This window comes from Ignavibacterium sp., assembly GCA_032027145.1.
In the GTDB taxonomy this organism is placed as follows: Bacteria; Bacteroidota; Ignavibacteria; order Ignavibacteriales; family Ignavibacteriaceae; genus IGN3.
The window spans coordinates 695,094-719,200 of record JAVSMP010000001.1 but is presented as its reverse complement, the minus strand read 5'-3'; the positions used below and the strand labels follow the sequence as shown (position 1 = coordinate 719,200).

The 24,107-nt window shown below is 34.3% G+C and carries 17 protein-coding genes; 10 read left to right on the top strand and 7 right to left on the bottom strand.

Annotation, left to right across the window (positions count from 1 at the left end; all coding sequences use genetic code 11):
* Positions 1 to 213 precede the first annotated feature (213 nt).
* The 6 genes from ROY99_02805 to mnmE form a co-directional block, all read right to left on the bottom strand.
* A complete protein-coding gene (locus tag ROY99_02805) occupies positions 214 to 669 on the bottom strand; it encodes a hypothetical protein (protein MDT3695293.1) in 456 nt (151 codons plus the stop codon).
* A gap of 178 nt (positions 670 to 847) precedes the next feature.
* Positions 848 to 4,246, bottom strand: coding sequence for a transcription-repair coupling factor (gene mfd, locus ROY99_02800; protein ID MDT3695292.1), 3,399 nt, complete (start codon positions 4,244 to 4,246; stop codon positions 848 to 850).
* Positions 4,247 to 4,249: 3 nt separating this feature from the next.
* Positions 4,250 to 5,035 carry a phosphatase PAP2 family protein gene (locus ROY99_02795; GenBank protein ID MDT3695291.1) on the bottom strand — a complete coding sequence of 262 codons (786 nt, stop codon included), beginning with the start codon at positions 5,033 to 5,035 and terminating at the stop codon, positions 4,250 to 4,252.
* 36 nt (positions 5,036 to 5,071) lie between these two features.
* The gene (rsmG, locus tag ROY99_02790) at positions 5,072 to 5,758 is read right to left on the bottom strand and encodes a 16S rRNA (guanine(527)-N(7))-methyltransferase RsmG (protein ID MDT3695290.1); all 687 of its coding nucleotides are present in this window, start codon (positions 5,756 to 5,758) and stop codon (positions 5,072 to 5,074) included.
* A gap of 18 nt (positions 5,759 to 5,776) precedes the next feature.
* Positions 5,777 to 7,654, bottom strand: coding sequence for a tRNA uridine-5-carboxymethylaminomethyl(34) synthesis enzyme MnmG (gene mnmG / locus ROY99_02785; protein ID MDT3695289.1), 1,878 nt, complete (start codon positions 7,652 to 7,654; stop codon positions 5,777 to 5,779).
* A 78-nt stretch (positions 7,655 to 7,732) separates the two neighbouring features.
* Positions 7,733 to 9,085, bottom strand: coding sequence for a tRNA uridine-5-carboxymethylaminomethyl(34) synthesis GTPase MnmE (mnmE, locus tag ROY99_02780; protein ID MDT3695288.1), 1,353 nt, complete (start codon positions 9,083 to 9,085; stop codon positions 7,733 to 7,735).
* 312 nt (positions 9,086 to 9,397) lie between these two features.
* On the opposite strand from mnmE, the gene ROY99_02775 reads away from it, so the two are divergent.
* From ROY99_02775 to ROY99_02730, 10 genes are all read left to right on the top strand, one after another.
* Positions 9,398 to 9,862 (top strand): Hsp20/alpha crystallin family protein, encoded by a 465-nt coding sequence (locus ROY99_02775; protein ID MDT3695287.1) that lies wholly within the window; start codon positions 9,398 to 9,400, stop codon positions 9,860 to 9,862.
* A 156-nt stretch (positions 9,863 to 10,018) separates the two neighbouring features.
* On the top strand, positions 10,019 to 10,954 hold the full coding sequence (locus ROY99_02770) for a J domain-containing protein (GenBank protein MDT3695286.1): 936 nt from the start codon (positions 10,019 to 10,021) through the stop codon (positions 10,952 to 10,954).
* 24 nt (positions 10,955 to 10,978) lie between these two features.
* Positions 10,979 to 12,886 carry a molecular chaperone HtpG gene (gene htpG / locus ROY99_02765; protein ID MDT3695285.1) on the top strand — a complete coding sequence of 636 codons (1,908 nt, stop codon included), beginning with the start codon at positions 10,979 to 10,981 and terminating at the stop codon, positions 12,884 to 12,886.
* A gap of 101 nt (positions 12,887 to 12,987) precedes the next feature.
* A complete protein-coding gene (gene clpB / locus ROY99_02760) occupies positions 12,988 to 15,603 on the top strand; it encodes an ATP-dependent chaperone ClpB (protein ID MDT3695284.1) in 2,616 nt (871 codons plus the stop codon).
* A 378-nt stretch (positions 15,604 to 15,981) separates the two neighbouring features.
* Positions 15,982 to 16,803, top strand: a complete 822-nt coding sequence (locus ROY99_02755; protein ID MDT3695283.1) for a hypothetical protein — start codon at positions 15,982 to 15,984, stop codon at positions 16,801 to 16,803.
* 351 nt (positions 16,804 to 17,154) lie between these two features.
* On the top strand, positions 17,155 to 18,342 hold the full coding sequence (locus ROY99_02750) for an ImmA/IrrE family metallo-endopeptidase (GenBank protein ID MDT3695282.1): 1,188 nt from the start codon (positions 17,155 to 17,157) through the stop codon (positions 18,340 to 18,342).
* Complete coding sequence (locus tag ROY99_02745; protein MDT3695281.1) at positions 18,339 to 18,872, top strand: DUF4411 family protein; 534 nt, start codon at positions 18,339 to 18,341, stop codon at positions 18,870 to 18,872. The genes ROY99_02750 and ROY99_02745 overlap by 4 nt, the downstream gene beginning before the upstream one ends.
* Before the next feature lie 469 nt (positions 18,873 to 19,341).
* Positions 19,342 to 19,941 (top strand): hypothetical protein, encoded by a 600-nt coding sequence (locus tag ROY99_02740; protein MDT3695280.1) that lies wholly within the window; start codon positions 19,342 to 19,344, stop codon positions 19,939 to 19,941.
* A 15-nt stretch (positions 19,942 to 19,956) separates the two neighbouring features.
* Positions 19,957 to 21,504, top strand: coding sequence for a GMC oxidoreductase (locus ROY99_02735; GenBank protein MDT3695279.1), 1,548 nt, complete (start codon positions 19,957 to 19,959; stop codon positions 21,502 to 21,504).
* Between the two features lie 234 nt (positions 21,505 to 21,738).
* On the top strand, positions 21,739 to 22,842 hold the full coding sequence (locus tag ROY99_02730) for a helix-turn-helix domain-containing protein (GenBank protein MDT3695278.1): 1,104 nt from the start codon (positions 21,739 to 21,741) through the stop codon (positions 22,840 to 22,842).
* 211 nt (positions 22,843 to 23,053) lie between these two features.
* Here the strand turns inward: ROY99_02730 and ROY99_02725 are convergent, their stop codons facing one another.
* Positions 23,054 to 23,626: an outer membrane beta-barrel protein gene (locus tag ROY99_02725; protein ID MDT3695277.1), complete on the bottom strand. Its 573-nt coding sequence runs from the start codon at positions 23,624 to 23,626 to the stop codon at positions 23,054 to 23,056.
* Positions 23,627 to 24,107: the final 481 nt, after the last annotated feature.

Here is a 24,107-nt window from a genome sequence, read left to right as displayed (position 1 = left end):
ATTTATTCTTAAAAGAATTCAAGTTGCAGATCACATAAAGGATGTTTTATAATACGATAAAAGAAAGCTAAGATTTTATCAAGCCACACATCCTGTTATATAGCTAACATTGAGCAAAATAATTCTGCAACAGAAAAATCATACTGATTTTGAAGAGGTTAAATTAAGTTTAATTAAATACTTTGTTATAAAATCAATTCAGCATCTTAAAGTTCAGTTTAAGTATCTTCTGGCTTTAACAGTAACATCAAATTTTTTTGTGATTTTATTTTCTTTTAACTGCAAATCTGATTTAACACCTGATTTGGAAAGGTGAAAATCATTTACCGAAACAGTATCAACGACAAAATCATCTGAAACAGATTCGCTGATAAAATCATCAACAGCTTTTCTCGCTTTGGCTTCCGAATCATAATAAACAGATGCTTCTGCCTGATAAACTGTGACTTTATCTGAAACAAAAATCATTCTATAAGTTTTTGTTTCATAGAACATACAAATCATATCAGGATTGCTTTTATCCTGATGAACAGGATTCCCATATTTTTTGATTATTTCTGTTCTTGGTTTACCTATTAGGTTGTGAACTCTGATATCTTGTCCAAAAACTAATTCTGAAATTAAAAGTATCAGGAGAATTGCAATGAAAAAAACAGTCTTTGTCTTCATAACTACTCCCTAAAACAAAATTGATTATAATAAATCTGAAAAGATTATAGAATTGATACTTCCTGAATAAGGAAACAAAAAGCAGTGTACTGATAATAAACTGAGGCTTCATAGTAATTACCAATCAGCTTAAATCGCATAAGCAAACTAACTCAAATTAAAACGATTATCAATCCAATTAAGCAGCTTCTTCTACATCAGCTTTCAGCTTAACCTCATTTCCAAAAAGTTTTGCAACCCTGCTGCAAAAGGTGATAAGAAAGGATAGAATGTCTTCTGGTTTTTCGAATTTATTTTCAAGAACAAGTTTCATCACTTCTTTTTGCTGGCTGAATTTTATTTTGTCTTTATAAACAGATTCATCCATAATGAATCTCATCAATTCAACAAATCGGATTTTATAGTAGTCTTCTTTTTCTCCGCGCGGCAGAATAATGTGAATATTTTTTCTTTGAATTGCAATTCGCTCAAACAAAGCATAAGAAGCATAAAATTTAAGTGTTGCGGCTAAAACCAATCGTTTTACAATTTCGGGGAGGATGCCAAATCTATCCAGCATTTCTTCTTTAAGCTCTTCAATTTCGGATAAACTTTTAACAGAATATAATGCAGTGTAAAAATTCAATCTGTCCATTTGTTCAGGCATATAAGTAACCGGAATTCCAATATCAAAAAATGAATCAATAGTTGGTTCTGTCCGCTCTTCAATTTTAGGCAACGATTTAAATACTTCTTTAAAGTCCTGATATTTTAATTCTTCAACAGCTTCGTTTATTAACTTAACATAAAGATCAAAACCAACCTCATTTATAAACCCTGTTTGCTCAGTTCCAAGCAGATTACCTGCTCCACGAATTTCAAGATCACGCATAGCAACATTAAAACCAGAACCAATCTCAGTATATTCTTCAATTGCCTGCAATCTGCGTAAAGCTTTTTTAGTAATTCCGCTTAACGAAGGAACAATAAAATAAGCGTAAGCTTGCCTGTCACTTCTGCCTACTCTTCCGCGCAATTGATGCAGCTCTGCAAGTCCAAACCTATCAGCCCGATTTATAATTATGGTATTAACATTAGGGATATCAATTCCGGATTCAATGATCTTGGTTGATAAAAGCACATCAAATTTACGATTAAGAAATCCATAGATTACATTTTCAAGCTGTGTTGGTTTCATTTGTCCATGTGCAACAGCGATTTTAGCTTCAGGAACATATCGCCTGATATAATCAGCTAATTTATCAATTGAGTAAACCCGATCATGAACAAAATAAACTTGTCCGTTACGATTTAATTCGTTCATTATCCATTCACGAATCTTGGTTGAATCAAAAGTTGAAACACTTGTATAAATAGGTTGTCTGTTTGGAGGCGGAGTAGCAATTATTGAAAGATCCCGCGCACCAAGCAATGAGAGATTTAATGTTCTCGGAATCGGGGTAGCGGTTAATGTGAGCGTATCTACATTAACTTTTATTTGTCTTAATTTTTCTTTTGCAGACACGCCAAAGCGATGTTCCTCATCAATAATAAGCAATCCAAGATCTTTAAACTTAACATCTTTAGAAAGTAAACGGTGTGTCCCGATCAAAATATCAATCTGACCTTGTGAAAGGTTTTTTAATATTTCTGTCTGCTCTTTTTTCGTTTGAAACCTTGACAGTGCAGCAACTTTAACGGGATATTGTGTAAGTCTGTCTTTAAAAGTATTGTAATGCTGTTCAGCTAATATTGTGGTTGGTACAAGAACACAAGTTTGTTTTCCATCCTGTACAGCTTTAAATGCAGCCCGTACAGCAACTTCAGTTTTACCAAAACCCACATCGCCACAAACCAAGCGATCCATTGGATTATGTGCTTCCATATCCTGTTTAACTTCTTCACTTGCCTTTGCCTGATCAGGTGTATCTTCATAAAAGAAAGATGCTTCAAGCTCTCTTTGCCAAACAGAATCCGTTGCAAATCTAAATCCTTCGGTTGATTTTCTTTTTGCATAAAGTTCGATTAAATCACGGGCTGCTTCCTTGATTTTCTTTTTAGTTTTTGCTTTTGTGTTTTGCCATTCACCACTTCCCAAAACTGCCAAAGTTGGTTTCAGATTTTCGTTTGATGAATATCTTTTAACCAATGCGAGATAATTAAGATTTACATACACTATTCCGCCTTCAGCATAAAGAATCTTCATAGACTCTTGATTTGCATCGCCTATTTTTATTGTTTCAAGTCCTGCATACTGCCCTATTCCATAGTCTTCATGAACAACATAATCGCCGCGTTTTATCGACGAAAAACTTTTTGCTTTGGATTTTTTGAGCTTTTTTGATGAAGAGATTTTTGTTCTGTAAGGCTTATTAAATATCTGATAATCAGTTAGAATCAGAAGCCTCTCTTTTCGATTTACAAATCCCTCTTTAATTGCCAGTGTTTCAACTTTTATTTTACCGGATTCAATAAATTCACTAAGCTCAGGATTTATTTCCGGCAGCAAGTCTTTTAATCTGTTTGTTTGCAGCTCATTTTCAGAGGTGATGATAATATTGAAATTCTTTGTAGAGAATTCTTTTATTGTGCTAAATAAAATTTGATAATTTGAATTAATAACCGGTGAAAGAGAAATGCCAGTATCAACTCTAATTTCAGAATTGATTTCTTCTTCAACAACCCACCGTGCTTTGGCGTTTTTATAATCAAATAAATGAACAGAACCAATTGTCTCAATTTTTTGATTAACTGATTCTTCTAATGATGGCTCGGTTGCGATTTCAGGAAACTCATCTTTATCAATAATTTTTTGTGAATCTTTTAAAACAGCATTCTCATTCTCCTGCGAGATTGTAAGTTCACGGTCAAGAGATGTCAAGTTATTCAGCTCAAAAGAAGATGCAAAGAATACTGGATTATTTAAGTAATTGAAAATATCAGAATTATACTCAGTAACTTGATTTTCAAAAGCAGCCGCCAGGGTTATCTCTTCAACTCTTTCAAAAGAACGCTGACTTTCCGGATCAAAGTATCTTATTGACTCAATAAAATCTCCATCAAATTCTAATCTTGCCGGACTTTTTTCTGAATATGACCAGAAATCAACGATTGCACCCCGCTGTGAATAATAACCAGGTGCTTCAACAAATTTATCTTTTGTATAAACAAGCAAGTTCAGATATTCAATTAAATCATCATACTTCAATGCACCACCAACAGAAACTTTTGTTGTAAGATGATTTGTTTTCTCTTTTTCCGGAAGACTAAGAGATAATATCTGATATGTAGAAATCAGAATAAACTTTTCCCGTTTAGAAATTTCGGTGAGTTTTTCCTGAATGAACTCAAGATTAAAATCATCAATAACAATCAGATGATCAGTTAAACCCAAAACACTTAGTTCAACTTTAATCTCATTTACTAATTTAGTTTCAGCAAACAGCAGAACTATTTGCTTTTCTATTTCAAATAATTCTCTTACAGCAAAACTTTTTGAAGAGCCATAAAGCGGACTGATATGAATGCTATCCGACCTTTTGAGATTTTCAATAATAATTGAATCAAAATTTATTTTAATAAAATCATATCTGTTCATAATCTATAAAGGAATTTTGAGAATTATAATTGGCGGAGGTGGAGATACAGGGTCATTTGAAGTGTTTAACCGCTGATTTGTTTTGTGGTTGTTTACATACTCACCAACAAACAAACCAATTGCCGAACCAAGAACAATATCCGAAATCCAGTGCTTATTATTGTAAACTCTTGCATAAGCAGTTATAATTGCCAAACCATACCATCCAAACTTCCATAAAAAATTGTTGTATTCTTTTGCTATCACAGAGGAATATGCAAACGCTAATGTTGAATGACCGGAAGGAAATGATGTCTGATCAAAATTTAATTTTAAAGGATCAAACTTGAAAGCTGATTCAGAAAAATACGGGCGGCTTCTTCCACTGATAAACTTAATACTTAGATTAATCAATTCACTATATGCTGTTGCTTCAGCCAGCCGCAATGAAAGATTTCTCATCTCATTATTCTTATCTATCAAAGCATATAAATAGAATACGGCTATGCTTGATACCATAAATTCAATATGATAATAATCGTCAATTTTAAAAATATGATTCAGGAATTCAGTTTTGTTGGATTGCGAAAATTCTTTGATGTCTTCATCAATAATCATAGCTAATCCGGTTATTCCAATTGTAGCCGATAGTTTTATCCAGTCATCTGATTTGAAATATTTCGGAGAGGTCAATACATCCCCCCCAACTTCAAAAAATTTTCTGAAGTCTTTTTCTGCATTTTCTTCAATTTGTGGATATAAAACAGAAGAAATGAGAACAAGTAATAAAATGACGAGATGAGATCTCATTAATGAGGCAAGAGAATATTTAAAATGGTTTTATAATTATTTTTGTAATTCTATTACTACTAATTTCTTTCCTTTCTTATTTCTGATATTGGTCGGTTTATAAGCTAATTCATAAACTGTAGACTTTTTTATAAATGATTTATACTTTAATTCAGCTTTTTGAAATTCGCTTTCAAGATCTCCGCCTTTCATTGCAAAAATAAATGCTCTGTTTTTTACAAGAGGAAGAGCATATCTGAAAAGAATTATTAGTGGAACGACAGCTCTGCTTACAATTAAGTCAAAACTCTCTTTATATTTTTCAATAAACTCTGGACTTTCTACTCGGGCATTTTCGGCAGCAACATTACTTATCTTAAGCTTATCAATAAACTCTTTTACTGCATCAATTTTTTTACTTGTTGAGTCTGCAAGAACACCCCTAAGATCGGGTCTCATTATTGCAAGTGGAATTCCTGGGAAACCGCCCCCAGTTCCAATATCTAAAAATCTTGTTACCTTTTCAGGAAGAAATTGTGTTATGTATGCCGAGATGAAAATATGATTTTCAATAATATTTGTTTCATCCTTCCTGGATATCAGATTGACATTTTTATTTTTTTCAACAACAAGATTTGCGTAGAAGGCAAGTCTCTCATTGCGCATTGGTTCTGGGTTAAAACCATTATCCCAGCAGTAGTCTTGTAATTCTTTAAGATAAATTTCTTGTTTGGAAGGCGGCATTAGTAAAAACCTTAAAAATTAGTTCTTTAAATATACCAACAAAATAGAAATATCTGAAGGCGTTACTCCAGAGATACGCGAAGCTTGCCCGATTGAGCGAGGTTTTACTTTGTTCAATTTAGTTTTCCCTTCTGTTGATAAATGTCTGATTTTATTAAAATCAAAATTCAATGGAATTGCAGTTGTTTCATATCGTTCAAGTTTTGCAATAGCTTCAAATTGTCTCTGAATATAACCCTCATATTTCAGTTCGATTTCTGTTTGTTGAAGAGCGATTTCATCGTTTAACAAATCAATCGCAGCTTTTTCGTTAATTGACCCGTTAAATTCCAACAGCTGCCTAAGATTTATTTCAGGTCTTTTGCACAGCTTTGAAATTGTCTCAGTTGAATCTATTTCATTGGAATTTGTTGCATTTAAAAATGAATTAATTTCTCTGGCATGATATTTTTTAGTTCGACAATAATCAACACCACCAACAATTGTTTTTTCTCTAAAGTTGACTTTTTCAAACAATTCTTTAGGAATCAAACCGAAGTCAAATCCATATTTCATAAGTCTTCTATCTGCATTATCCTGTCTGAGCAATAATCTATGTTCTGCTCTTGAAGTAAACATCCTATAAGGCTCGTCTGTAGATTTTGTAACAAGATCATCAATTAAAACTCCGATATATGCTTGACTTCTCTTCAGAATAAATTCAGGTTTCCCTTGAATTTTAAGCGCGGCATTAATACCAGCCATCAAACCTTGGGCAGCCGCTTCTTCATATCCGGAAGTTCCATTAATCTGTCCAGCAAAATATAGCCCTTCAATTATTTTGGTTTCCAATGTTGAATCAACTTGATGTGGTGGAAAAAAATCATATTCAACAGCATAACCTGGACGAACCATCTCAGCATTTTCTAAGCCTTTAATTTTCTTTAATGCTTCATATTGAATTTCTGCTGGTAGTGATGAAGAAAATCCATTTAGATAAATCAGATCGCTGTCAAGTCCCTCAGGTTCCAAAAACAGCTGATGTTTTTCTTTATCAGAAAAACGAACTATCTTATCTTCTATAGAAGGACAATAACGTGGTCCAACACCCTGTATTCGTCCAGTAAACATTGGTGAAAATTCAAATCCCTTTTCCAAAGTTTTGTGGACTTCTTTATCCGTGTAACTGATATGACAACTTACTTGTGGAAGAAAAGGGAATTTTGAAATATCAGTCTGATATGAAAAAGGTTCAGGATTTTCATCTCCCGGCTGTTCTTCGAGTACAGCCCAATTAATTGTATCTTTCTTTAATCTTGGTGGCGTACCAGTTTTGAGTCTTCCATACTCAAAACCCAAACTTACCAATGATTCTGTAATGCCTGTTGATGATTGTTCTCCATGTCTTCCGCCCGTTGTTTTGTTTAACCCGGTATGCATTAATCCATTTAGAAAAGTTCCGGATGAAAGAATCAAAGTCTTACAAAGTATATCTCTCCCGCTTTGTGTTTTTACACCAACTACTCTTCCATTTTCTGCGATAACTCCAATTGCGGAATCTTCAACGATCTCTAAATTTTCTGTGGAACTAATTACCTGATAAGCTTCTTCAGAATACAATTTTCTATCTGACTGACATCTTAAAGACCAAACCGCAGGACCTTTTGATTTATTGAGCATCCTAAATTGTATTCCTGTGGGATCTGCAATTTTTCCCATAATTCCACCAAGAGCATCAATTTCACGTACTAAATGTCCCTTTGCTGTTCCACCAATAGCCGGATTGCAAGAAAGTCTGGCAAGTGCAAATCTATCCATTGTAATTAAACCCACTGAACATCCCATTCTGGCTCCAACAGAAGCAGCTTCAATTCCAGCGTGTCCACCTCCAACCACAACAATATCAAATTTCTTCATTACTTTTAATTTTTTCTTTTCACGTGAAACAAATTAGGTGCAGAATAGCAATTGTTTTGGTTTCACGTGAAACTAAATTTACTTTCCAATACAAAATTTCATAAAAATGTTATTTAAAATATCTTCTGTTGTAACTTCACCGATTATCTCAGCAAGGTTCATTTCTGCATTTCTTAGATCCACAGATATAAACTCACCGCTCATTTTCTTTAAAACTGATTCTCTGGCATTCATAAGATTTTCTCTGGACTTCTTCAGACAGTTATGGTGTCTGAGATTTGTAACTATGGCAGTTTTTTCAGTATAACTACCCGAACCGATTACTTTTTCTTTCAATTTCAAAAATAATTGGCCAATCCCCTCCCCTGTCTTAGCTGAGATTTTGACATCTGCGCTGATTTCAGAGGTGGAATCTAAGTCAATTTTATTTAATACTTTAATTACTTTATCTGGGTTGGTTAATTTTAGCAGATCAATATGAAGTTCTTTTGAATCCCCTTGTTTAACATCCTCAAGAAAAATAATCACATCTGAATTCTTTACAGTTTCCTGACTTCTGAAAATACCCTCCTTCTCAATTGTATCTTCAGATATGCGAATTCCTGCCGTATCAAAAAGCCTGAAAAGAATTCCATCAATTGAGACCTCTTCTCGTATTACATCTCGAGTAGTCCCCGGTATTTCGCTTACTATAGCACGAGATTCTTTAAGAATATAGTTTAATAATGATGATTTTCCCACATTCGGTTTACCAACTATTGCAACGTTCACTCCATCACGAATTACTCTGCCAAATCCGTAACTTTCTAATAATGTATCGATTTCAATGATTATTGAGTCTATTCTTTTTAACAACTCATCCATATTAACAAATTCAATGTCTTCCTCAGCAAAGTCTAATTCCAATTCTATAAACGATGATACATTAAGCAACTGAGATCTTAAATCATTAACTTTTGCTGATAAAAATCCATCTAGTTGATTTCTTGCACCACGAAACGAGGCTTCAGTACGCGAATTAATAATATCTGCAACTGCTTCAGCTTTTGTCAGGTCAATACGATTATTTAAAAATGCTCTCTTTGTAAACTCACCTGGTTCTGCTGTTCTAACATCATCAACACCAATTAAAAGCTCGATTACTTTTTGAACAATGAGTGGATTTCCGTGAGTGCTAATTTCAACGCTATCTTCTCCAGTGTATGAATTTGGAGCCCTGAAAACGGATATTAAAACATCATCAACAAGTTCCCCATCATGATTTTTAATATTACCATAATGAAGTGTGTGTGTTGCTGCATTTTCGATTCTGGTTTTTCCGAAAAAGAATTTATCAACAACAGTAAAAGCCTTTGGGCCGCTTGCTCTGATAACCGAGATGGCACCAACTCCAGCTGGGGTTGCCAATGCAATAATTGTATCTTCTTTCACTTTAATAATGCTCAAACTTAAGATTGCAAAAATAGTTAATAATAAAAGATAATTCAATATTTAATTAACAATATGGCCTATCAAGTAAATTGACATTACGACAGTTAAATATGACGATTATTTGCATTATTTGAGATGTTTGTCATTTTGTTAGCCAATATGACAGTAAACAAATAAAAATCTGAAAATCCCATAACCCAATATAATACAATGAGTTACAGTGATTTTACAAGCCCGGCACACTGCTTGCTTAATATGAATCGAATTTGAAATTAAACAATTAACTAAAATATATAAATAAGGAGACTTAAAATGACACTAGTAAGATTTAATCCCGTTAGAGATCTTATTGATTTCGAAAGAGAGTTTAACAAAATGTTTAGTTCGCTTGAGAACCGTTTTGGTATTTCAAAGAGCAAAGAAATAGATACAGAGTATGAAAATGCAGTTTGGATGCCATTGACTGATATCTATGAAAACAAAGATAATTATACATTAAAAATTGATTTACCTGGAATCAAAAAAGAAGATGTTAAAATCTCTTTTTCAAATGGTAAATTGAATATCAGTGGTGAAAGAGTTCAGGAGGAAGAAACTAAGGATGCAAAGAGCCATAGAATAGAAAAATCTTATGGTAAATATTTCAGATCATTTAATCTGCCTGAATTGATTCAGGAAGAGAAAATAAATGCTGAATTTGCAAATGGACAGTTAACTATTACTATTCCAAAAGCCGAAGAAGCAAAGCCGAAAGAAATAGAAATCAAAGTGAAATAAGAAAAGAGTAGATGATGATGAAAAGGGTAGCTGTTCGGTTACCCTTTTTTTATTAAAGAAAAAACTGTTATGCAAATCAAAAGAATACAGTATCTGATGATGTTGAAGAAACAATTTTAGTAAATTTAAAAAGTGATATAAGTTAATTTCTACAAAATGGAATACAAAGATTATTATAAAATACTCGGTGTAGAAAAATCAGCAACGCAGGGCGAAATCAAAAAAGCATATCGTAAGCTTGCGATGAAATACCATCCTGATCGTAATCAGGGGAATAAAGCTGCTGAAGAAAAGTTTAAAGAAATTACAGAGGCTAATGAAGTTTTGAGTGACCCTGAAAAACGTAAAAAGTATGATACGCTTGGGGCAAACTGGAAACAATACCAACACACTGGCGGGCAGGGGTTTGATGATTTCTTTGCTCACTTTGGCGGTGGAAGAAGTTCGGGATCAGGCGCTGCCTATGAATTCAGTGGTGATATTGGTGATATCTTTGGCAGTATGGGCGGGGGATTTTCAGATTTCTTTGAATCGTTTTTTGGAGGCGGCAGGGGATTTAGCGGAGGAAGAACAAGTCAGCAAAGAACAGCAGTGGATGTTCAAGCTGTCTTAAATGTTTCGCTTGAGGATGTTTTTAACGGAAGTGAAAAGACAATAAATGTTGATGGGAAAAAGCTAAAGGTGAAAATTAACGCTGGAACAAAAGATGGACAAAAACTTAGATTAAAAGGCTTGGGTAGATCAAAAACTGCCGGCGGAATAAAAGGAGATTTGTTTTTAACCATACACGTTCTTCAACATCCTTTTTATGAAATAAAAGATAACCAGCTTTTTTACAATCTTGATATTGATTTATATACTGCTGTTCTTGGTGGGAAAGAGAGTATCGAAACACTTGATGGGAAAACAGTAAGTGTGAGTATTCCGGAGGGAACAGAATCTGAAAAAGTTTTAAGACTTAAAGGATTGGGACAGATTGAGAATGGAGTGCGGAAAGATTTATTCATAAATATTCACGTTACAGTTCCCAAAAATCTTAACAGGGAAGAGAAAGAATTATTTAATAAGTTAAAATCATTAAGACCAGAATAATGTCATTCGAGCAAAGGAGATAAAATGACAGAGACAACTAAAACAAAATTTGAATTTAAAGCTGAAACAAAAAAATTGCTTGATATTCTTGTACACTCACTTTATACAAGTAAAGATATTTTTTTACGTGAGTTAATTTCAAATGCTTCAGATGCTTTGGATAAAATCCGGTTTGAATCAAATAAAGGGACTGATATTTTTGATAAAGATCTTCCATTGGAAATAAAGATAGCTTTTGATGACAAGAAAAATCTTGTTACAATTACAGACACTGGAATTGGAATGACCCGTGATGAGTTGATTGCGAATATCGGAACGATTGCAAAATCAGGATCAGAAGAATTTTTACAACAACTATCTGAAAATAAAGAAGCTGTCAACAATATTATTGGAAGATTTGGAATCGGTTTCTATTCTGTTTTTATGGTAGCCAAAGAGGTTGTGTTAAGGACAAAATCTTATAAAAATGATGAGCCTGCTGTTGAATGGAAATCAGATGGTCTTGGTGATTATGAAATTTCTGAATTAAGTGAGGAATCAAAGCGCGGAACAACAATTGAAATCCATTTGAAAGATGAAGCAAAAGAATTTGCTGAAAAACATCGTCTTGAATCCATAATTAAAAAACATTCAAACTTTATTTCATTCCCGATCTATCTTGAGAATGAGAAGATCAACACAATCGCAGCCCTTTGGCGTGAACCGAAATCATCTATTAAAAAAGAACAGTATGATGAGTTCTACAAGTTTCTGACCTATGATAACGAAGAGCCTCTTGAAACTATTCACACATCTGTTGATGCACCGATACAGTTCAATACATTACTTTTCATTCCGAAGAAAAGCTATGAATTTTGGCGTTGGAATCGTGATGACTACGGATTGGATTTGTATGTGAGAAGAGTTCTGATTCAACATCAGAATAAAGATTTGCTCCCCGAATATCTGAGTTTTGTTAAAGGAGTGGTTGATTCTGAAGATCTGCCGCTAAACATCTCAAGAGAAACTTTGCAGGAAAATATAATTTTCACAAAAATTTCACAGAGCGTAACGAACAATGTCCTTTCACATTTAACAAAGATTGCAAAGGATTCGCCTGAGCGTTATGCAGAGTTCTGGAAAGAACATGGAAGAATTTTTAAGCTTGGATATATGGATTTTACAAATATGGAAAAATATCAGGCTTTGTTAAGATTTAATTCATCCGAAAGCAAAGATGAAAAAGAACTTGTTTCTCTGCAGGAATATGTGGGAAGAATGAAAAAGGATCAGAAAGATATTTATTATGCGCTTGGTTCCGGCAGAGAAGCAATTGATATGAATCCACACCTTGAGATATTTAAATCGAAGGGTTTGGAAGTGCTTTATTTATACGATCCGGTTGATGAATTTGTGATGACTTCTATTCGTAAGCATAAAGATTTTGATTTTAAATCTGTTGACGCTGCAAACTTAAAAGATATTGAAAAACTTGAGGATGTTATTAAGGATGAAAAGCCAAAAGAAAAATTGAACAAAGAAGACGATAAAGCATTCGGCAGATTGATGTTAAAGATGAAAGAAATCCTTGGTGATAGAGTTACAGAAGTTCACGAATCAAAAAGGCTGAAGGGGAGTCCGGCTACTTTGATAAATCCGGATGATACAATGTCATCAACTATGCAGAAAATATTGAAGATGTCAAATCAGGGATTATCGATGCCGGCTCAAAAAAGATTGATGGAAATAAATAAAGATCATAAGCTTGTAATTAATCTGGTAAGTGTGTTTAAGAAAAATGAAAACGATCAGTTTATTGTTGATACAACAGAACAGCTTTATGAGTCGGCATTATTGCTTGAAGGTAGTCTGGATGATCCGCATAAACTTGTAAACAGATTAACTAAGATGTTAACAGAAGCCAGCGAGTTGTATAATAAAAGCAAGGGTTAGATGGACTGTCGTTGTCGTCAAAGTTCGACTTCGCTTAGCGTGACACAAGAAAATTGTCAGTCTGAGCCTGTCAAAGACGACTTTAAGAAAGGAAAAAAACTATGTCATTCAATTTTAATAGACTTACAGTAAAAGCACAGGAAATTGTTCAGACTGCAATAGAGATAGCGCAAAATTATACAAATCAAATTGTTGAACCTGAACATATTCTTGCCGCAATTGTGCAGGAAAGCGGAAATGTTGCCGAAAGTGTTATTAAAAAAACCGGCGGAAATTTTAATGCAGTAAAACTTAAAGTTGTTCAACTTCTCGAGGCACTGCCAAAAGTAAGCGGAACCGGTTTGGGCAATCAGCAAATGTCTCAAACTCTTGCAAAGCTTTTTGATGAAGCTGCCGAAGAAGCAAAGAATCTAAAAGATGAATATGTATCAACCGAACATATTTTGCTTTCTTTATCTAATGATAAGGGAAAAGCCGGACAGTTATTAAGAGATAATGGAATAACCTATAAAGATATTCTTTCTGCACTAAAAACAGTTAGAGGAACTCAACGAGTTACATCTCAAAACCCCGAAGATACTTATCAATCACTTGAAAAGTATGGAAGAGATTTGAATGAACTTGCTAAACAAGGAAAACTTGATCCGGTTATTGGAAGAGATGATGAGATTAGAAGAGTACTGCAGGTGCTTACGCGAAGAACGAAAAACAATCCTGTTTTAATTGGTGAACCCGGGGTAGGGAAGACTGCAATTGCAGAAGGCATTGCACATAGAATTATTACAGGCGATGTTCCAGAAAATTTAAAGAGCAAAAGAATTGTAGCACTCGATATGGGAGCTCTTATTGCAGGCACACAATTCCGAGGGCAATTTGAGGAAAGATTAAAAGCAGTAATTAAAGAAGTGCAGGAATCTAATGGAGAGATTATTCTCTTTATTGATGAACTCCATACGCTTGTCGGTGCAGGTGCAACACAAGGAGCAATGGATGCAGCAAATATTTTAAAACCTGCTTTGGCTCGTGGTGAATTGCACGCAGTTGGTGCAACAACACTTGATGAATATAAAAAACACATCGAAAAAGATGCTGCTCTCGAAAGAAGATTTCAACCAGTTTTGATCGAAGAACCATCTGAAGAAGATACTATATCAATTCTTCGGGGACTTAAAGAACGTTACGAAGTTCATCACGGTGTTCGAATAACAGACGGAGCTATTGTAGCAGCAACTCAGCTTTCAGAAAGATATATAACAGACAGGTTTCTTCCAGACAAAGCGATTGATTTGATAGATGAAGCTGCATCAAAATTAAGAATTGAAATTGATTCTATGCCCGAAGAGCTTGATATTCTTGAAAGAAAAGTAAAACAGCTTGAGATAGAGCGCGAAGCATTAAAGAGAGAAAAAGATGATGCCTCGGCAAAAAGGCTGGACGAGCTTGAAAAAGAATTAACCGCGCTTAATGAAGAACGAACTGAACTAAGATTACACTGGGATCTTGAAAAAGAAAACATTCAGAAGATCCGTTCAATGAAAAGTGAAATTGAAAATCTTAAACTTGAAGCAGAACGATTCGAACGCGAAGGTAATCTTGGCAAAGTTGCTGAAATCCGCTATGGAAAGATTGTAGATCTTGAGAAGAAACTGAAGGAAGAAACTAAAAAACTTGCAGATGCCCAAAAAGATAAAAAAATGTTAAAGGAAGAAGTTGACGCTGAGGATATTGCTGAGGTTGTTGCTAAATGGACAGGAATTCCTGTAAGCAGAATGCTTGAAAGTGAGAGAAGCAAATTATTACGGCTTGAAGATGAACTTCACCATCGTGTTGTTGGACAAGATGAAGCTGTTGCTGCAGTTGCAAATGCAATCCGCCGTTCGCGCTCAGGATTGCAGGATATACATCGTCCGATTGGTTCGTTTATATTTCTCGGAACTACCGGTGTTGGAAAAACAGAGCTTGCACGAGCATTAGCCGAAGTATTATTTGATGATGAACATGCAATGATACGAATTGATATGAGTGAGTATATGGAAAAGTTTTCTGTTTCTCGTTTGATTGGAGCTCCTCCGGGTTATGTTGGTTATGAAGAAGGCGGACAATTAACAGAAGCTGTCAGAAGAAGACCTTATTCTGTTGTATTGCTTGATGAGATTGAAAAAGCACACTCAGATGTCTTTAATGTGTTGTTACAGGTTTTGGATGACGGAAGATTAACAGATAACCAGGGAAGAACTGTCAACTTTAAGAACACTATTATTATTATGACTTCAAATATTGGATCGCACATTATTCAGGATAAACTTGAATCATATAATGAGCAAAATGCAGAAGAAATTTTAGGACAGCTGCGTGAACAGATGCATGATTTATTAAGAAGAACAATTCGTCCCGAGTTCTTAAACAGAATTGACGAGATAGTCCTCTTTAAACCGCTGCTTAAATCTGAAATAAGAAAAATTGTTGATATACAGCTTGAACGAGTAAAGAAAATGTTGAAGGAAAAGGAAATGATTCTTGAAGTTTCAGATGATGCAAAAGATTGGTTGGCTCAGCTTGGCTATGATGTTACATTTGGCGCTCGTCCATTAAAGAGAGTTATACAAAAATATCTTATTAATCCTCTTTCTCAGGAATTGCTTGCCGGTAACTTTGTTGATGGCGATACAATAAAAATTTCAGTCGGTAATAACGCAAGGCTTTCGTTTAGTAAATAGTGCTTTGTAATACCAATTATGCCCGCCCTGGATTTAGTATAGGATTGAAGCATAACTTTAAGTTTAATAAACAAGTGGAGCATAATCTATGTTTGTTTTCTCCGACAGAAGCCGTTGGTTGAGCATTATTTTCTCTTAATATTTTTTTTGAGAAGAATAAAGAAGTTGTGATAAGAATTTTTGTAATAAGTTACCTGCGTATTGTTGATACTTAAAAATCAAATAAGAATATTACGGCAGAAGCAAAATAAGAGTTTTGATAAACTTAACTTTAAAAGATTCCCGGTAATGATTGAATAGTTTTGGAAGTAAAAACAGAAAACTCTTTTCCCATTTATCTTAATACTTTGATTTATTTAATAAACTATGAGGTATGCTATGAAAAAATTGTTTTTTCTTTTGCCGGTTTTGATTATTGTGTCTGGATTTATCACTCAAAAATATATTGACGATAATTTAAAGAAACTTCTGGCACAGTTTAAAGTTTCTGAAGATGATGTCAAAAGCTCTGTTCTCTATAATATCACAGGTCTTTCTTATTATATTCCAAATGTTAAAGTGTTAAAAAGCCTTGCACTTAACGACCGAGCTGAAATGGTTGAGTTGATTGGAATTAGAATTAAAGAATATGTTAACACTCAGGAATTTATTAATAAATACAATGAATTCCGTGAAACCAGAAAACCGAACGAACCGGAGAAGCCAAAATACTCTGAAGAGCTAAAAGAAGAACAGAAAGCCAGTCTTAGTAACTCCATTAAAGAAATGGAAGCCAATATGAAAAATCTTCAAGCCGATCAGAAGCCGATGTTTGAAGAAGTAATTAACCAACTAAAACAACAGTTAAAAGATATTGATGATCCGGAGAAGTCTTTTTATACACCTCAGACAGACAACATAATCAAACAAAATTACGACCAGCAATTGGAAAATTATGCTGTTGATCTAAAAATGTGGAATGAGGATTTTCCGGTTAATAATCCAAAACCATTAATTAAAAAATGGCTCGATAGGTTTCTTTCAAATAGCAAAGACATTGATTTTAATGCTCAACTTAACACTGTAAAGAACAAGCAGGTCTTTGTTAATCCGGAGTATGAAAGAAAAGACCCACAATGGAAGCTTTATTTCAGAGCTGGTAAAGAGCCGGTGGAGGCTGCCCGCAAATTTGCCTCTGTTTGGATATCTGAACTAAAATAAACCATTGAGCAATTGCATAGATTTATTACTTTCTGATAGCTTGTTATTTATAATAGCAGTCTTTTGTATAAGCATTTGTTTCTGATATTCTTCGGCTGCGCTATTTTCAAGGTCTGCAGATAAGTATGGACTGAGTTTCGAAAACCGACGAATCGGTTCGTAAAGGAATTCGTTCTGCGTTTGCTACCCACGACTAAAGTCGCGGGTTAAAATTTATTTCTTCCAGTTGCTTTTTGGGGGAAGAATTCTCTTTGAAAATTATCAATTGTGATATATTTGGATAGATTTTATTAATTTAGTTACAAGATTCTTTGATGAATTTTATTTTAAGTAAAAAATTTTTCCACCATTATGCCAAAAATAAAACATAGTATTCTCGAGTGGGCTAGAAAGAATTCTCTTCTATCGGTTGGAGAAGCTGCAAAAAAACTAAACATTAAAGACGACAAAAAACTGCACGCAGTTGAAAAACTTCTTGCTTATGAATCCGGTGAGAAAAAACCATCCAGATCTTTGCTTCTCCGGATGTCTCAACAGTATCGCCAGCCACTTTTGTTTTTTTATCTGGATAAGCCACCAATCAAAGGCGATCGGGGTGAGGATTTCAGAACTCTGCCTGATCAATTTGATGAAATCGAAAATATCAATGTTGACATTTTAATAAGAGATATTAAAGCACGACAAAGTACAATCCGCGAAACATTAATTGAAGCTGATGAGGAAATAAAACTGCGGTTCATTGGAAAAAATAAAATCTCGGATGGTGTGAAGCCTGTTGTCCAAACAATTCGAACTACAATAAATATTGACCTTGATGACTTCAGGAATCAACCTAACCACAAAGAAGCTTTTAGATACTTACGCCAAAAGATTGAAGGAATTGGTGTTTTTGTTCTACTTAAGGGTAATCTGGGATCCTATCATACAAATATTGCAGTAACAGCTTTTAGAGGATTTGCACTCGCTGATGACATTGCCCCATTTATAGTAATCAATGATCAGGATTCTGAATCAGCCTGGTCTTTCACGCTTATTCATGAACTAGTTCATTTAGTTTTGGGAAAAACTGGCATTAGTGGATATTATGCTGAAAAGAGAATTGAAAAATTCTGTAATGACGTGGCTAGCGAATTTTTACTTCCTCAAATTGAATTTGAAAAGTTTAATCCGGCTTTGAATAATTTTGATAATTTAAAATCTGAAATATCCCAATACGCATCTTTAAAGAAACTTAGCAGTACCCACCTAGCCTATCGATTATACAAGAGTGGAAAAATCAAAGAACCAGTATGGCAGCAATTACGTGATTTTTATCTTAACAGTTGGATGGAAAAACAAAAAATGGAGCGGGAGAAAAATAAGCTGAAAGAAGGTGGACCCGATTATTATGTGATAAAGAACTATAAGCTAGGTTCACTTGTTGAGTTGGTTCAACGATTAACATATGCCGGTGCGTTAACAACAACAAAAGCCGGGATGCTATTAGAGATAAAACCACTAAAAGTGCATAGACTTTTTCAACCTGAACAATATTTATGAAAAAGTATTCTTCTCTATATCTGCTCGATGCAAACACTCTCATAGATGCAAAGAGAGATTATTATCCTATCTCACGAGTTCCGGAATTCTGGGAGTGGCTTGTCTATCAGGGTCAGCAAGGGAAAATAAAAATTCCAATTGAGGTATATGAAGAATTTTCAGATACTCGGGATAAAGATGGCGAAATGGATGAACTTGCTGATTGGGCTGCAAGTAAAGAAGTTAAAGATGCCTTACTTTTTATAGAACAAGCAGAACAGGACCTAGTTGCCAGGATTACGTATGGTGGTTATCTTCCCAATCCAACGGATGATCAGTTAAAAAAAATAGGGCGGGATCCGTTCTTAATATCTTATGCGCTTAGAGATATTGAGAATAGATGTATAGTGACCACAGAGTCTTCCAAACCAAAAAGTCAGGGGGCAAATCGTCATATCCCCGATGTTTGTAATGATTTTAAAATTCGGTGCATCAACAATTTTCAAATGATAAAAGAATTGAATTTTAGTACTGGCTGGAAAAAATCATAATTTAAAAATTACTTCTCATTCACTACCATAATAATATTCCAATTTAATATTTGAACAATTACTCAATCCCTCGTCTTCACCAATTGTTTTAAGATATAGTTGATTTAAAATTTATTTTTAGCTCAAACACTTAAAACACAACCCAGGTAAAAAAATAAAAGTCAATCGCATTCCTGAAAGAGGATTTTACGATTCCGAAACGATTTATTTGTGAACGTCACAATCGTGTGCTTGCCCGAAAATTGTTAGCCACAGACTTTATGTCTGCCGAAATTAACTTTAAACGCAGACTGAAGCTTGAGGAATAGATATAAGAACGCAACTTGAAAGTTGCGGCTACCTGTTATTTTAGAGTGCTGCATAAAATCCTCTTAGTATTTTTTACCGGTATTTTACAACTCTTTGACAAATATCGCTCCTATCTTTTTGATAATTGCTCAGGAAGAATTAATGAAGAGTAAATAAAGCGATGAGCACAATTAAACAATCAGAAGAAATGGTAATTAAAACAAGAATTACCCGTAAAAAATTTATTAGAAGTTTTTCGCTGGCAGCTGCTGCTGTAATAACCGGATGCTCACAAATCAAATATCTGACAGGCTGCTATCCAGATAAATATAAAAGTGAAAACAAAACCAACGAGCTGAGCCTAAGCGCATTTGTAACCACAGTAATACCAGGTGCTGATGAAAAAGATCCCAACCTGATTAAAATATTTTATGATGAATATTATTCGTTCAAACCCCTTTGTGGATTTTTTATTTCAGATCTTTGTACAAAAAGTAAGGATTTATTCGACGCCGAAGAATTTTACTTATTAAACGAAGAACAAAGAACTGTTGTTATCCAGGAGGGGCTTAACGGAGATTCAATGATCAACAGATTATATACCGCCGCCATCTTTATGACTCAGGTTTCTTACTACAGCGGAATCTATGATGATGGTGCTGGCTGTAAGTTGATTGATTTTGAAGGCAGTAACACCGGATTTACAGAGAGTGAATTGTTTTATCCAAACACATCAGTATATCTTTCAAATGAATTAACCTTGAATGGTAATTACGTTTAATTATAGGGAAATAAAATGGAAACTTTAGAAACAGAAGTTCTGGTTATTGGAAGCGGCTTTGGAGCTGCTGCTCCGGCTTTAAGATTATCAGAAGCCGGCTTTAAAGTATTGATGATTGAAAAAGGAAAGTATATAGAACCTGAAAATGATTTTAAGCAAACTCAGGATCCAAAATATTTTCTTGAATATCTCAAGGGATTATCTGGCGGCAATATAAAATTTACATATGCTGAAGCTCTTGGAGGCGGCTCAGGATTTTATGAGATGGTTTCGCTCAGAGCACCGTCCAAAATTTTTGATCTCAGAGATCAAAGCGGAAGAAAATACTGGACTGAAAATATCACAAGAAGTAAAATGGATCATTATTATGACATAGCGGAAAAAATGCTAAATGTAGAGCAAATCTCTAATGACAGGATTCCGAAATCTGGTGCGGCATTTTCACTTCTTATGAAAAATTTAGGCTATAGCTGCGACCGGGCAAGATATGCTGTTAAGAATTGTATGGGAAGCGGTTATTGTATATCAGGCTGTATATTCGGTGCTAAACAATCTCTGCATTATAATTATTTACCAGAAGCACGAAAGAATGGAATGCAGATTTTATGCAGCATCGAAGCAAAATATATCCGACCAATACTAAATCAGGTTCAGAAGTCTAAAAATGTAAATTATTCTGATGCAATTCCTAACAGATACGAAGTAAGATGTTTTAATACAAAGGATAAAGAATATTTTGATATAAAAGCAAAGTTTATAATACTCGGAGGAGGAACTATTGGTACTGCTAAACTTCTTCTTGCCTCCAAAGTATATCTGCCTTTTCTTAGTTTTCATGTTGGAAAAAATGTAGCATTTAATGGTAGTGTTAAAGCAGCAGGTCTTTTACCCGAAGGATTTATTGAAGGGGATATGTTCAGCGGGATGTCCCATCCGGGAATGATCAGCTATCATTTTTTTGATTCGATGGGTATTACTATTTCTTCTGCTAAACCCTTACCGCTGGTGGTTACAAGCGATGCAAGAATCAGAATTACCAGCAAACAAAATTCATCATGGTGGGGAAAGGATAATGTTGATCTTATGAAACTCTACAGAAGAAGAATGATTGTTTTGTATGCACTCGGATGCACTAAACCTTCTGCTGAAATCAAGTGCAACGGCAGCACTTTTACCACCGAGCTTACAATTGATGATGAGTTACGTAAATATTATAAGCAGACAAAAAGCTTGCTCAATTCAATACTTTCGCGAAACGGATGTGAAGTTTTGAAAATTGAAAATGTTAACGCTGAAGGTGCTCCTGAAAATGGTATTATTTTTACAACTTCTCATATGATTGGTTCTTGCAGAATGGCTGAAAGTAAAAATAATGGCGTGGTAAATTCAAATGGCGAAGTTTTCGACTATCCGGGAATATTTGTTACTGATGGAGCCGCAATTCCAACTTCACTTGCTGTCAACTCAAGTTTAACTATACTTGCAAATGCAGAGCGGATTGCTGCTTATATGGTAAACAGATTCAAACCCTCTCGTTTGCAAAATCATATAGTATATAATTGAAATTAGTTTAATTTATTCCCTATGATGATATGCAAGCTGGTATCCGGACTTGTATTTTGGATGCGGCGGATATAATTGTTATAACCAGTTGCGGATATCCCTCAATATTATAATTCTTATTTACTTTCATTGTTTTCAGCAAAAAGAGTATTAATTTTTTAAAGTTATTTTAATGGAGTTATCAGCATTAAGATAGTTGAATACATATTAATATTAGGTACGATTCAGGGTTTATTGTTATCAGTACTATTATTTACTAAAAAAATTAATCGTGCTGCCAATGTTGTTCTTGCATTTGCAATGCTTGCGCTTTCTTTTGATGTCTTCAATTCAGCTTATATTATGTTTGGATATTACAAGGAGTATCCTCATTTTATTGGAATTACTTACTCTTTCCCATTTTTATTCGGACCCATCTTTTACATCTATTCAAGATTAATAAGTTCGGGCGATAATTATTTTAATCCAAAATATTATCTGCACTTCATCCCATTTGTTCTTGTGGTGATTTATGGAATTGTGTTTGTTTATCTAAGAAGCAGTGAATTCAAATTAGCTTTAATGAAAGCCGGAGCCGTAAAATCGTTGCCGGGAATTGAAATAATCAGCTACTTGAAACCAGTTCATGGAATAATCTACGTCTTTCTGACCATTAAGGTTGTAAGGGTCTATAATAATAAAATCAGAAATTCATTTTCAAACGTCGAACGCATCAATCTAAACTGGCTCCGTCATTTAACCGTGGGATTAATTTTTGTTTGGGGTGTTGTAGTGATAAGCTACATAGTAAATATATTCTTCGGAAAAAATATAAAGCTGGATTATCTTATTTATACAGCGGCAACTATTCTGATTTATTCAATAGGATATCTGAGTTTACGACAACCCCAAATATTTGACAGTACGATTCAAAGACCTGATGACAAACAATCAACTGAATCAAACATAAAGCCGGCAGAAAGAACAAGTTATCAGAGATCCGGTCTTACAAACGAAGAGGCAGTTGATTATTTGAATAAGCTGCTCAAAATAATGGAAACCGACAAACCGTATTTAAATAGCGAGCTGACATTACGGCAGCTAGCTGATAAATTATCAATTTCAACTCACAATCTTTCAGAAGTTTTAAACACCAGACTCAAAAAAAACTTTTATGATTTTATAAATCACTACAGAGTAGAAGAAGTAAAACAAAGGCTGGTAGAAAAAGAATCTGATAATTTCAGTCTTATTGCAATTGCATTTGATTCCGGCTTTAATTCAAAATCTGCATTTAATACAATCTTTAAGAAACATACTGGAACAACGCCATCACAATACAAGAAGCAGATATCCTGACATCCTGAAATTTGTTTGGTAACAATGCTATTCTAATAACAATAACAATAAACCCAAAAGCACGATCGTTACCGAAATTACACTAATAATAATTGATGCTCTTTCTCTTAACATTGCTCTTTGACGAATATTTGTTTATTGATTATACAAGAGATTGGCAGAGGTTTTATTTACTGCCAATCTAAAGTATGTAATAGAATTATCAGCAAGATTAAAATCCAAATTTAAAACTTAAATCTGTTGACCAGCCGCTAAAACTTGCGTTGGAGAAATCAGCATATTTCACCCCAGCTGCTAAACGATAATCTGCCGAAGCACTTAAACCAAACCACTCAGTTATCATAAAGCTGATCGAGACTCCGGGTTCCACTATGAAAAAATAATCGTTACCGCCTAAGTTTTCATAATCAACACGACCGGCACCAATCATCATCATTCCTATGAATGAAAAACTTTTCGATATATTAAATTTATAAGAAGCATCAACACCACCATAGCCAAAGTGTAGTGTATCTCTCCCTTTCTGATTAATATATGAACCACCTAAATGATTTGGAATCATTCCGAAAGCAGCTAATCCAATACTAACATTTGGATTGATATTGTACCCGGCTTTCATTCCGCCAAAAAGTCCCCAGTTGCTGTTTAGTGCAGCAGTTTTACCAACAAGATCAACATAAAATTGATTATGATTGATATTTCCTGTCTGTGAAAGCGATAAATCCTGTGCGGATATTTGAGCAGTTAATAAGAATACAAAAACTGCGATGATCAAATTTTTCATTTTATTACTCCTTTTTGTTTTAATTAAAAAAATTGACGGGACAAATTTGCTGCAAATTAAAGGCGGATTCGCTTAAGCTAATGGGTTAACACCATATCTTTATAAAAATGTAGTTTATACCAATGGGATGGAACTTATTATAGTTTTAATATTTGTAGAATTACAATGCAGTAATAGAAATAGCTCGAAAAAAGTGTTTACTTTTTAAGAAAGCTGAGCATTCCTGAATTCGTGGCAGCGATTAAAAATTTATAAACTGTCGGGCTATGTTCATTCTTAACTGATTTAACAATTGAATAACTGAATTACGTCTTCACAGTTTAAACTGATCAATAATTGCTCCCCAGCAAATCAAATATTTCTTCAATGACTTGCAAGTAAACGGAAATATTCTTTCATTGTGCTGCAGTTAATATGAAACACAGAATCTTTGCTTAGCATTCTTCATCATACAGTCATCAATTCAAAAAAAAATAATTAG